The 12,015-nt window shown below is 73.4% G+C and carries 9 protein-coding genes; 4 read left to right on the top strand and 5 right to left on the bottom strand.

What is annotated here, in order from left to right:
• Window positions 1-3 precede the first annotated feature (3 nt).
• From FHX73_RS38585 to FHX73_RS38570, 4 genes are read right to left on the bottom strand one after another with little or no spacing between them, the layout of a single operon-like run.
• A complete protein-coding gene (locus FHX73_RS38585; protein ID WP_145910684.1) occupies window positions 4-1,170 on the bottom strand; it encodes an acyl-CoA dehydrogenase family protein in 1,167 nt (388 codons plus the stop codon).
• On the bottom strand, window positions 1,167-3,107 hold the full coding sequence (locus FHX73_RS38580; protein WP_145910683.1) for an acetyl/propionyl/methylcrotonyl-CoA carboxylase subunit alpha: 1,941 nt from the start codon (window positions 3,105-3,107) through the stop codon (window positions 1,167-1,169). Before FHX73_RS38580 ends, FHX73_RS38585 begins: the two co-directional genes overlap by 4 nt.
• Before the next feature lie 12 nt (window positions 3,108-3,119).
• Window positions 3,120-4,718: an acyl-CoA carboxylase subunit beta gene (locus FHX73_RS38575; RefSeq protein WP_145910682.1), complete on the bottom strand. Its 1,599-nt coding sequence runs from the start codon at window positions 4,716-4,718 to the stop codon at window positions 3,120-3,122.
• Entirely contained in the window at window positions 4,715-6,490 is a 1,776-nt protein-coding gene (locus FHX73_RS38570) for an acyclic terpene utilization AtuA family protein (RefSeq protein WP_145910681.1), read from the bottom strand. Before FHX73_RS38570 ends, FHX73_RS38575 begins: the two co-directional genes overlap by 4 nt.
• Window positions 6,491-6,642: 152 nt before the next feature.
• Between FHX73_RS38570 and FHX73_RS38565 the strand changes: the two genes are divergently transcribed.
• Window positions 6,643-7,923, top strand: coding sequence for a M48 family metallopeptidase (locus tag FHX73_RS38565; RefSeq protein ID WP_145910680.1), 1,281 nt, complete (start codon window positions 6,643-6,645; stop codon window positions 7,921-7,923).
• Between the two features lie 15 nt (window positions 7,924-7,938).
• Here the strand turns inward: FHX73_RS38565 and FHX73_RS38560 are convergent, their stop codons facing one another.
• Window positions 7,939-8,646 (bottom strand): Clp protease N-terminal domain-containing protein, encoded by a 708-nt coding sequence (locus FHX73_RS38560; protein WP_145910679.1) that lies wholly within the window; start codon window positions 8,644-8,646, stop codon window positions 7,939-7,941.
• 213 nt (window positions 8,647-8,859) lie between these two features.
• Between FHX73_RS38560 and FHX73_RS45305 the strand changes: the two genes are divergently transcribed.
• The 3 genes from FHX73_RS45305 (at window position 8,860) to FHX73_RS38550 (ending at window position 12,004) form a co-directional block, all read left to right on the top strand.
• On the top strand, window positions 8,860-9,027 hold the full coding sequence (locus tag FHX73_RS45305; protein ID WP_170305272.1) for a hypothetical protein: 168 nt from the start codon (window positions 8,860-8,862) through the stop codon (window positions 9,025-9,027).
• 307 nt (window positions 9,028-9,334) lie between these two features.
• On the top strand, window positions 9,335-9,928 hold the full coding sequence (locus FHX73_RS38555) for a hypothetical protein (protein ID WP_145910678.1): 594 nt from the start codon (window positions 9,335-9,337) through the stop codon (window positions 9,926-9,928).
• A gap of 498 nt (window positions 9,929-10,426) precedes the next feature.
• On the top strand, window positions 10,427-12,004 hold the full coding sequence (locus FHX73_RS38550; protein WP_145910677.1) for a putative Ig domain-containing protein: 1,578 nt from the start codon (window positions 10,427-10,429) through the stop codon (window positions 12,002-12,004).
• The last annotated feature ends 11 nt before the right edge of the window (window positions 12,005-12,015 follow it).

Below are 12,015 nucleotides of genomic sequence, written 5' to 3'. Positions count from 1 at the left end.
GACTCAGTAGGAGCGGGGCAGGCCGAGGCTGTGCTGGGCGACGAAGTTGAGGATCATCTCCCGGCTGACCGGGGCGACCCGGCCGACCCGGGTGGCGCTGAGCAGCGCGGCCAGGCCGTACTCCTGGGTCAGGCCGTTGCCGCCGAGGGTCTGCACGGCCTGGTCCACGGAGCGGCTGGCGGCCTCGCCGGAGGCGTACTTGGCCATGTTGGCGGCCTCGCCGGCGGCCAGGTCGTCGCCCGCGTCGTAGAGGTGGGCGGCCTTGCGCATCATCAGCCGGGCCAGCTCCACCTCGATGTGGCACTGGGCGAGCGGGTGGGCCAGGCCCTGGTGGGCGCCGATCGGGGTGTCCCAGACGGTGCGGGTCTTCGCGTACTCCACGGCGGTGTTGAGCGCCTGGCGGGCCACCCCGAGGGAGAACGCGGCGGTCATGATCCGCTCGGGGTTGAGGCCGGCGAAGAGCTGCTGCAGACCGGCGTTCTCCTCGCCGACCAGCGCCTCGGCGGGCAGCCGGACGTCGTCCAGGAAGACCTGGAACTGCCGCTCCGGGGAGACCAGTTCCATCGGGATCGGGCGGTACTCGAAGCCGGGCGCGTCGCGCGGCACGATGAACAGGGCGGGCTTGAGCTTGCCGGTGCGGGCATCCGCCGTGCGGCCGACCACCAGCACGGCGTCGGCGCCGTCGATGCCGGAGATGAAGACCTTGCGGCCGTTGAGGATCCAGTCTTCGCCATCGCGCTTGGCGATGGTGGAGAGCTTGTGCGAGTTGGAGCCGGCGTCCGGCTCGGTGATGGCGAAGGCCATCCGGCGGCTGCCGTCGGCCAGGCTGGGCAGCCAGTGGCGCTTCTGCGCCTCGGTGCCGAACCGGGAGATGATGGTGCCGCAGATCGCCGGGGAGACCACCAGCATCAGCAGCGGGCAGCCGACAGTGCCCAACTCCTCCAGCACGATGGAGAGTTCGTAGACGCCGGCGCCACCGCCGCCGTACTCCTCGGGCAGGTTGACGCCGAGGAAGCCCAGCTTGCCGGCCTCCGACCAGAGTTCGTCGGTGTGCTCGCCGGCCCGGGCCTTGGTCAGGAAGTAGCCGGAGCCGAAGCGCCGGCCCAGGTCGCCGACCGCCTGGCGCAGCGCGATCCGCTCGGGTGTCTCGATCAGCGGGCTCTCGGTCATGCGGGGTGCTCCTCTGTCGGGGTGTCGGTGTCCGGGCGCAGCACGGCGAGTACGGCGCCGAGTTCGACCTGCTGTCCGGTGGTGGCGCGCAGTTCGGTGAGCAGGCCGTCGGCCGGGGCGGCGACCTGGTGCTCCATCTTCATCGCCTCCAGCCAGAGCAGCGGCTGCCCGGCGGTGACCCGGTCGCCCACGGCGGCGCCGAGGCGGACCACGGTGCCGGGCATCGGAGCCAGCAGGGCGCCCGGCAGCTGCCGGACCACGGGCTCGGGGAAGCGCGGAACGGCCGTCAGGACGAAGGATCCTGACGCAGTGTCACAGTAGGCCTCGGCGCCGTGGACGGCGACCTCGACCGTGCGCCGGACCCCGTCGCACTCCAGCACCACCCGGTCCGGGGTGGCCGAGAGCAGCTCGACGCCCGGGTGCTCCGCGGTTCGCAGGCCGTCCCGAGTGTGACGGTAACGGACCGTCAGCTCCTCGCCGTCGGACGTGCGGTAGCGCTTCTGCTGGTGCTGGGAGGGCAGGTTGCGCCAGCCGGACGGGAAGGCGGTGCGGCGGCCGGCCGCGTCCGCCAGGGCGGCGGCGAGGGCGGCCAGCGGGAGGCCGTTCTTGTCGGGCACCGGGTGCAGCAGTTCGGCGGCGTGCTCGGTCAGGAAGGCGGTGTCCACCCGGCCGGCCAGGAACGCCGGGTGGCGCAGGGCGCGGACCAGCAGCTCGCGGTTGGTGGTGAGGCCGTGGATCCGGGCCCGGGCGAGCGCGCCGGACAGCTTGCGGGCGGCGGCCGCCCGGGTCGGGGCCCAGGCGATCACCTTGGCGAGCATCGGGTCGTAGTGCACCGTGACGACCGAGCCGTCGGTCACCCCGGAGTCCACCCGCAGCCCCTCGGCCACCGGCAGCTCGAAGCGGTGCAGGGTGCCGCTCTGCGGCTGCCAGTCGGCGGCCGGGTCCTCGGCGTAGAGCCGGGCCTCGATCGCGTGGCCGCGCGGGGCGGGCGGCTCGGCGGGCAGCGCTTCGCCCTCGGCGACGGCGAGTTGCAGGGCCACCAGGTCGACGCCGAAGACCAGTTCGGTGACCGGGTGCTCGACCTGGAGGCGGGTGTTCATCTCCAGGAAGAAGAACCGGCCGTCGGGGGCGAGCAGGAACTCGGCGGTGCCGGCGCCGGTGTAGCCGATGGCGCGGGCGGCCGCGGTGGCGGCCCCGGCCAGCTCGGCGCGCAGCGCGGCGTCCAGGCCCGGGGCCGGGGTCTCCTCGATCACCTTCTGGTGGCGGCGCTGGAGCGAGCAGTCGCGTTCGCCGAGCGCCCAGACGGTGCCGTGCGCGTCGGCGAGCAGCTGCACCTCGATGTGGCGGCCGGTCGGCAGGTAGGGCTCCAGGAAGACCTCGCCGTCGCCGAAGGCGGCCTCGGCCTCCTGCCGACCTGCCGTCAGTTCGGCTTGCAGCTGGTCGAGTTGGCGGACGATCCGCATGCCGCGCCCGCCGCCGCCGGCCGCCGCCTTGACCAGCAGCGGCAGGTCGGCCGCCGTCGCGGCGGCCGGGTCGACCGGGGCCAGCACCGGCACGCCGGCCTCGGCCATCAGGCGCTTGGCCGCGGTCTTGGAGCCCATCGAGGCGATCGCCCCGGGGCTCGGACCGACCCAGGTCAGCCCGGCGGCCAGCACGGCGCGGGCGAACTCCGGGTCTTCGGAGAGGAATCCGTAGCCGGGATGGACGGCGTCGGCCCCGGCGGCCAGCGCGGCGGCGACCAGCAGCTCGGCGCGCAGGTAGGTGTCGGCGGGCGCGGCGCCGGGCAGCCGCACGGCGGCGTCCGCCTCCCGCACGTGCGGGGCGTCGGCGTCCGGGTCGGAGTGCACGGCGACGGTGGCGATGCCGAGGTCGCGGCAGGTGCGGAAGATCCGCCGGGCGATCTCGCCGCGGTTGGCGACCAGCAGGCTAGTGATCATGGTGACGGTTCCTCACATCCGGAAGACGCCGTAGCCACGCGCCCCTTGGACGGGTGCGCTGTGGACGGCGGACAGGCACATTCCCAGCACGGTGCGGGTGTCGCGCGGGTCGATCACCCCGTCGTCGTAGAGCCGGCCGGAGAGGAAGGCGGGCAGCGACTCGGCTTCGATCTGCTGCTCCACGGCGGCCCGGATCGCCGCGTCGGCGGCCTCGTCGTAGGGCTGTCCCTTGGCGGCGGCGGACTGCCGGGCCACGATCGACAGCACCCCGGCCAGCTGCTGCGGGCCCATCACCGCCGACTTGGCGCTCGGCCAGGCGAACAGGAAGCGCGGGTCGTAGGCCCGCCCGCACATCCCGTAGTGCCCGGCCCCGTAGGAGGCGCCCATCAGGACCGACAGGTGCGGCACGGTGCTGTTGGAGACCGCGTTGATCATCATCGCGCCGTGCTTGATGATGCCGCCCTGCTCGTACTCCTTGCCGACCATGTAGCCGGTGGTGTTGTGCAGGAAGACCAGCGGGATGTCGCGCTGGTTGGCCAGCTGGATGAACTGGGCGGCCTTCTGCGACTCCTGGCTGAACAGCACGCCCTGGGCGTTGGCCAGGACGCCGACCGGGTAGCCGAACAGGGTGGCCCAGCCGGTGGCCAGGCTGGCGCCGTAGAGCGGCTTGAACTCGTCGAAGTCGGAGTCGTCGACGATCCGGGCGATCACCTCGCGCGGGTCGAACGGCACCTTCAGGTCGCCGGGGACGATGCCGAGCAGCTCCTCCTCGTCGTACCGGGGCGGGGCGGCCGTCGGGTCAGGGCCCGGGCCGGTCTTGCGCCAGTGCAGGCGGTGCACGATCCGGCGGGCCTGGCGGATCGCGTCGGTCTCGTCCAGCGCGAAGTGGTCGGCCAGGCCCGAGGTGCGGGCGTGCATCTCGGCGCCGCCCAGCGACTCGTCGTCGCTCTCCTCGCCGGTGGCCATCTTCACCAGCGGCGGACCGCCGAGGAAGACCTTGGCCCGCTCCTTGACCAGCACGGTGTGGTCCGACATGCCGGGCACGTAGGCGCCGCCGGCGGTGGAGTTGCCGAAGACCACGGCCACCGTCGGGATGCCGGCGGCGGAGAGCCGGGTGAGGTCGCGGAAGAGCGCGCCGCCCGGGATGAAGATCTCCTTCTGGCTGGGCAGGTCGGCGCCGCCGGACTCGACCAGGTTGACCAGCGGCAGCCGGTTTCGCAGGGCGATCTCGTTGGCCCGCAGCGCCTTGCGCAGCGTCCACGGGTTGCTGGCGCCGCCGCGCACCGTCGGGTCGTTGGCGGTGATCACGCACTCGGTGCCGGCGATCGTGCCGATGCCGGTGACCATGCCGGCGCCGACCGGGTACTCACTGCCCCAAGCGGCCAGCGGGGAGAGCTCCAGGAACGGCGAGTCCTCGTCGAGCAGCAGCTCGATCCGCTCGCGGGCCAGCAGCTTGCCGCGGGAGCGGTGGCGGTCCAGGTACTTGGGGCCGCCGCCGGCCAGCGCCTTGGCGTGGTCGGCGTCCAGCGAGGCGAGCTTGTCGAGCATCGCCGCCCGGTGCTCGCGGTACTCCGCGGCGCCCGGGTCCAGGCGGGTGGGCAGCACGGTCACAGCAGGGCCTCCGGGATGTCGAGGTGGCGGGAGCGCAGCCACTCCCCCAGCGCCTTGGCCTGCGGGTCGAACCGGGCCTGGGCGGCGACGCCCTCGCCGAGCAGGCCCTCGACGGTGAAGTTGACGGCCCGCAGGTTGGGCAGCAGGTGGCGGGTGACGGTGAGTTCGGCGGTCTCCGGGAGCAGGCCCTTCAGCCGCTCGACCGTCAGGGTGGCGGCGAGCCAGTGGTACGCCTGGTCGGTGCGGACCCAGACGCCGAGGTTGGCGTCGCCGCCCTTGTCGCCGCTGCGGGCGCCGGCGACCAGGCCGAGCGGGGCGCGGCGGGTGGGGCCCGCGTCGTTCTGGCTCGGGAAGTCGGCCGCTTCGACGTCCGGGACGCCTGGGACCTCCGGGACACCCGGGACGTCCGGGACGTCGGCGGAGGTGACGGGCGCCGGGTCGATCGCGTGCCGGGTGCCGTCCGGGTGCACGGCCCAGTGCTCCACCTCCGGCTGCGGCAGGAAGGCGCTGGTGAAGACGCCGTAGGGGGTGCCCGGGCCGGGGGGCGCGGTGACGTGGAACCCCGGGTAGCCGGCCAGGGCCAGCTCGACGGCCGCGTTGCTGACGGCCCGTCCGACCTTCGCCTGGTCCGCGTCACGCACCGTCAGCTGGAGCAGCGCGCTGGCCTGCTGCTCGGTCGCAGCGTCCGGCTGGTCGGTGCGGGCCAGGGTCCAGCGCACCTCGGCCGGCCCGTCCTCCTTGAGCACCGGCTCCAACTGCTCGCGCAGCAGCCCGGCCTTGGCGTCCACGTCCAGCCCCGTGAGCACGAAGGTGACCTCGTTGCGCCAGCCGCCGAGCCGGTTGAGGCCGACCTTGAGGCTGCGCGGCGGGGCCTCGCCGCGCACCCCGCTGATCCGCACCCGGTCCGGCCCCTGCTGCTCCAGGCGCACCGTGTCCAGCCGCGCGGTGACGTCCGGGCCCAGGTAGCGCGGGCCGCCGGTCTCGTAGAGCAGCTGGGCGGTGACGGTGCCGACCGTGACCGCGCCGCCGGTGCCCGGGTGCTTGGTGATCACGCTGCTGCCGTCGGCGTGCAGCTCGGCCAGCGGGAAGCCGGGGCGGCGCAGGTCGTGCCCGTGCGCGGCGAGCTCGGTGAAGAAGGCGTAGTTGCCGCCGGTGGCCTGCGCCCCGCACTCCAGCACGTGCCCGGCCACCACGGCGCCGGCCAGCGGATCGAAGTCGGTGCGCTGCCAGCCGAAGTGCGCGATCGCCGGGCCCACCACCAGGGCGGCGTCGGTGACCCGGCCGGTCACCACCAGGTCGGCGCCGGCCCGCAGGCAGTCGGCGATGCCGAAGGCGCCGAGGTAGGCGTTGGCCGCGAGCAGCCCGGCGGGATCGGTGAACTCGCCGGCCCGGGGCAGCAGGTCGTCACCGGTGACGTGGCCGACCCGCAGCTCCACACCCTGACGCCGCGCCAGCTCGCCGACGGCCTGCGCCAGCTTCTCCGGGTTGAGCCCGCCCGCGTTCACCACGATCCGCACGCCGCGCTCGGCAGCCAGTCCCAGGCAGTCGCCGAGCTGGCGCAGGAACCCCTTGGCATAGCCGAGCTCCGGGTCCTTCACCCGCTCGCGGGCCAGGATCAGCATGGTCAGCTCGGCCAGGTAGTCGCCGGTGAGCACGTCCAGCGGCCCGCCGGTGAGCATCTCGCGGAACGCGGCGAACCGGTCGCCGTAGAAACCGGAGGCGTTGCCGATCCGCAACGGCGACGGATCCTCCACGGTGCCTGGTTCGGACATGTGGCGACGGCCCCTCTCTGACGCGGTGCGCGGGTCCAGATGATGGTGGGTCAGCGGGACGAAAAAAGCAATCATGCGTGCTTGTTTTTCGTCACGGCACCCGGCGACCCCCAGTCCGGTGCTGTCGGCGGGCTACGGCATGATCTGCGCACGTGTCCTTCACCACCGTGTCCCGGGCGTGCCCGAACTGCGCCGCCCCCATCGAATCCGACTCCCGGTTCACCGACTGGTGCCCCGGCTGCGACTGGAACCTCGGCGCCGAGGCGCCGGCGCCCGGCCGCCGCGCGGAGCGCTGCCGGGCCCGCGACCGGGCCCGGGTCGAGGCGCTCTACCAGCGCCTGGCCGCCAGCGAGTCGCAGGAGTCGGGCCGGCACGGCGCCGCCTGGCTGGCCGCGGTGCTGATCGCCGGGCTGGTGCACCTGTGGACCCTGGCCGTGCTGGCCGGCTCGCTCTGGCTGCTGCTCCAGCCGGCCGCACCGCTGAAGGGACTCGGCGTGGTCGGGCTCGCGCTGGCTTGGCTGCTGCGACCCCGGTTGGGCCGCTGGCGCAGGGATCCGGCGGCGCTCGACCGGGACCGGGCGCCCGCGCTCTACGCGCTGCTGGACCGCACCGCGGACCAGCTGGGCACCCGCCGGCCGGACCGGATCCGGATCACCGGCGCCTGGAACGCCTCCTACCGCCGGGCCGGACTGCGCCGCCGGGTCGAGGTGACCCTCGGCCTGCCGCTGTGGACCGTGCTGACCGGCCCCGAGCGGATCGCCCTGCTCGGCCATGAACTCGGGCACGGCAGCAACGGGGACGCCCGGCGCGGCTTCTGGCTGGAGACCGCGCTGCGGACCCTGGAGGCCTGGTACCAGCTGCTCACCCCGCGCTCCGGCGAGGCCTTCCTCGGTTACCGGGCCCGCCGGGCGGCCACCGACGCGCTGGCCTCCGCGCTGCTCAACTGGCTCGCACTGCCCGTGCGCTGGGTGCACGGGGTGCTGTACCGGCTGACCATGCGCAGCAGCCAGCGCGCCGAGTACCGGGCGGACGACCTCGCCGCCCGGGCCGGCTCCTCCGCCGACGCCGCCACGATGCTCGGCAAGCTCCTGCTCGGCCCCGGCGTCGCCACCCGGATCACCCAGCAGCGGGCCGCCCACCAGCACACCCGCCCCGGCGCGGGCGAGGATCCGGCGGAGCGGTTCTGGACCGGCCTGCGCGAGTACGTGGACTCCATCCCCGGTACCGAGCGCGAGCGCCGCGCCCGCCTGGGCGAGCGCGGCATGAGCGCCGTCGACACCAGCCACCCGCCCACCCACCTGCGGGTCCGGATGCGCGCCGAACGCCCCGCGCAGGCGGCCCTGGTCACCGCCGACGCCACCGAGTGGGACGCCATCCACGCCGAGCTGGCCCCGGCCCGCCGCCGGGTGGCGGAGCAGCTGCTCGGGATCTGACCCGGCGCCGGGCGGCTACGCCAGGCGCGCCTCCAGCTGTTCGATGCGGGCGATCAGGGGCTGGAGTTGCTGCTGGAGCAGGGCGGCGAGGCGGTCGGGGTTGGTGGCGGGCTGGGCAGCTTGCAGGTAGCCGTAGCCGGCCAGGGCGGCGGCGACGGCGCGGCGGGCGATCCGCTGGTCGGCGCCCGCGTCGCGCAGGTGGCGGCCGGCGGTGCCGTCGGGGTCGGCGATCAGGCCGAGCAGCAGGTGCTCGGTGCCGACGTAGTTGTGGCCGAGCTGGGTGGCCTCGGCGACGGTGAGCTCCAGCGCCCGGCCGGCCGGGATGCTGAAGTGCAGGGCGCCCTCGGCGACCGGGCCGGGCTCCTCGGCGGGCGCGAGGGCGGTCAGCTGCTCGGGGGCGATCTCCAGCGCTCGGAGCACCTGGAGCGCCAGGTTGTCGCCCTCCGCGACCAGCCCCGCGAGCAGGCGGGCGGTGGACACGGTGGCCTCTCCCGCCTCGCGGGCCTGTTCGACGGCGAGCCCCACGGCGGTGCGTGCCTTCGCGGTGAACCGGACCAGCGCCAGGTCCGACCCGTTCAGGTCGTGCGCCGCCGCCGCGCGGACCGCGGTCACCTGGCGCACCGCGTGCTCCAGCGCCCGCTGGCAGATCGGCGAGACCGAGATGTCCGCCGCGCGGACCGCCTCGGCGAGGTCGTCCGGGAGGTACACGTTGATCTTGGGCATGGCTGTTGCCTCCAAGGGGAGTCGTTTCGACCGGTCTCCTTTCTAACCCCTCCTGGGGTCATGGCGATATAACCCCACTCGGGGATGTCAGTTCGACGAACGTTCCAGGCCACCGACCCGCCGACGCCTGACCGGTAACCGACCGATTACCCTGCGCCCCGCCGGGGAAGATCGACTACGCCCGACCTCGGGTGCGACAGAAGGAGAGCAGCCATGTCCGACGACCAGCCCACCGAGCTCACTCCCGAGGAGCTCGCCGCCAAGGCCAAGGCCACGCAGGTCGCCGCCAAGCCCGGCGAGCAGGGCACCCAGACCCTCGGCACCAAGTCCATCAAGGGACAGGTCATCACCCACACGATCGTCAAGCCGCTGCGCGACTAGCAGCAGCGGCGCGCAGGGGATGACGGACGGTCAGGCCCCGGGAGGCAAAGCTTGGTTCTTGCGGCGCTCGGAACTACCTGGGAGCCTGGTGGGAGCGGGCGGGAACGAAACCGTGCAAAGGCTAGCCAATCGGACATCCGATCCGCCCGCTTCGGCCCGCTACGGGCGGCAAGCTCCCAGGTAGGTCCAGGGTTTCCCAACGACGGTGCGCAAGAGTCGAGCTCGCCGCCGGTTGCAAACCCCCGTTGCGACCGGCGGCAGCCAGATGTCGAACCGAAGACCGACCGAAGACCAGGAGGCACCGGACTTGTCCCGGACCACCATTCGCACCGTCGGGGCCGCTGCGGTGCTCGCGGCGGGCCTGCTGCTCACCGGCTGCTCGTCCTCGTCGAGCAGCTCCAACACGGCTTCCGCCCCGTCCGCCTCGCCCTCGGCGAGCGCCTCCGGCAAGGGCGGTGCGGCAATGGCCGCGTACGCCGACTGCCTGCGCCAGCACGGCGTGTCGATCCCGACCGGCCGGCCCAGCGGCCGCCCGAGCGGTCGGCCCAGCGGCGCCCCGGGCGGCGGCGGTGGTGGCGGTGGCTTCTTCGGCGGCGGCGCCTCCGCCGACCCGGCCCGCCAGGCCGCGATGCAGGCCTGCGCCTCGCTGCGCCCGCAGGGCGGCGGTCGCGGCGGCAACGGCGGACTGAACAGCTCCGCGATGCAGGCGTTCACCGGCTGCATGAAGGACCACGGCGTGACCCTGCCGACCACCGGCGGCCTGCGCTCGCTCAACACGGCCGACCCGAACACCGCGGCGGCCTACAAGACCTGCCAGCCGCTGCTGCCGACCGGCGGCGGCGCGGGCGGCGGGGGTGGCGCGGGCGGTTCGTCCGACGCGCCTTCGCCCTCGGCGACCTGACGCCGACTCACACTCACTGCCGCGGTGCCCGGGGGTCGGGCACCGCGGCAGTGCTGTTTTTTCACACAGCGTCAGACTTTCCCGAACGTTATCGGACACTCGACCCCGCCTAGCGTGTGACATGTGCAATTGTACGCACCATGACCTCATCACCCTCAAGCGCGCGGCGCGGGACGGGGCTGTTCGCCTCCGCCCTGCTCGCGCTCGGCATGGCGCTGACCGGGCTCGCCGGAACCGCACAGGCCGCCGGCAGCGCACCTGACGCAGCGTCACATCCGGCCTCCGCCGGGTGGGTCCAGACGCACGGCGACTGGGTCCAGGTCCAGCCGGGCCACCCGCACGCCGCGCTGAGCGCACACCCGGGGGCGGCCACGGGGCCGACGACTCACGCCGACCCGGTCATGCCCATCGTCCCGGTCAACAACGACCAGCCGAACATGGCCTACCGCGGCGGCCAGGACTCGGTCGGCGTCACCTCCGGACCCCCCCAAGGTCTACGTGATCTATTGGGGTGCCCAGTGGGGAACGGCCGGTAAGGACGCCGACGGCTACACCACGCTCTCCAACGACCCCGACAATGCCGCGCCCTACCAGCAGTCGTTCTTCAAGGGCCTGGGCAGCAACAACGACGCCTGGAGCGGCGTGCTGACCCAGTACTGCGAGAACGTGGCGTCCGGCAGCGGCAGTTGCCCCGCCGACGCCCCGCACGTCGGCTACCCGGCGGCCGGCGGTGCGCTGGCCGGCGTCTGGGTGGACAACGACGCGGCCGCGCCGCAGCAGGCCACCGAGCCGCAGATCGCGGCCGAAGCGGCGGCCGCCGCCAAGCACTTCGGCAACACCACCGAGGCGCAGAACCGCAACGTCCAGTACGTGGTCACCACCGCGCACGGCATGGACCCGGACAGCTGGCACGAGCTGAACAGCTGGTGCGCCTGGCACACCTTCGAGCGCTCCTCGTACGGCACGCTGGCGTACACGATCATGCCGTACCTGACGGACTACAAGTACTGCGGCACCAACTGGATCAACCCCGGCCCGCGCGGCCGGCTGGACGGCTACTCCATCCTCGGCGGTCACGAGTACGCCGAGACCCTGACCGACACCAACGCGATGGGCGGCTGGATCGACCAGGCGGGCCAGGAGGACGGCGACAAGTGCGCCTGGATCACCCAGGGCACGCCCGGCGGCCTGTTCAACCTGCAGCTCGCCACCGGCGCCTTCGCGGTGCAGACCACCTGGGACAACGACAACCACACGTGTTCCGGCTCGCACCCGATCGAGCGCAACCAGCCGCTGGTCGTCAGCACCATGTGCGACCGCACGGCACCTCCGAGCCAGAACGTCTCGGTCCCGGTGATCGCTTCCGACACCGACTCCAAGCACCTGCGGTACTCGGCCACCGGCCTGCCCAGCGGGCTGCGGATGGATGCGGGCAGCGGTGTGATCAAGGGCCGGACCAGGGACCTCGGCTACCACGACGTGACCGTCACGGTCCGGGACGACAAGGGCAACCAGGCTTCGACGCACTTCTGGTACGGCTTCTTCACCACCGGTCAGTACGGCTGCCTCGGCATCGAGCAGATCGTCGACCCCGGCTTCGAGGTGCCGGCCGACGCCAAGGGCAACTACCCCGGCTGGTGGTCCCAGTCCTCCCCCGGGATCATCACCCAGTCCACCGCCCACCAGCCGCACTCGGGCGCCGGGTACGCCTGGCTCGGCCACAGCGCCGCCCAGGACGACTCGCTCTCCCAGGGCGTGGAGACCACGCCCGGCTACACCCGCGCCTCGCTCTCCTTCTGGCTGCACGTCGACTCCACGAACACGAACACCGCGCCGACCGCGCAGGACAGCCTGACCCTGGAGCTGGACGACCAGTACTCGGGCAAGCAGATCGCCGTCCTGAAGACCTGGAGCAACCTGGACGCGACCAACGGCTACGTCCCGGTCTCCTTCGACCTGACGCCGTACGTGGCACCGGAGTTCGGCTCCACGGTGATCGTGAAGTTCACCTCGCACGAGACCGGCGCGGCCCAGACCGCGTTCCTGGTCGACGACACCTCCCTGCGCTTGAGCTGAGCTGAGCCGAC

Origin of the sequence: Kitasatospora viridis (genome assembly GCF_007829815.1) — a bacterium.
GTDB classification, from domain to species: domain Bacteria; phylum Actinomycetota; class Actinomycetes; order Streptomycetales; family Streptomycetaceae; genus Kitasatospora; species Kitasatospora viridis.
The sequence above is the reverse complement of the archived record's forward strand: the minus strand, read 5'-3'. Positions and strand labels throughout refer to the sequence as shown.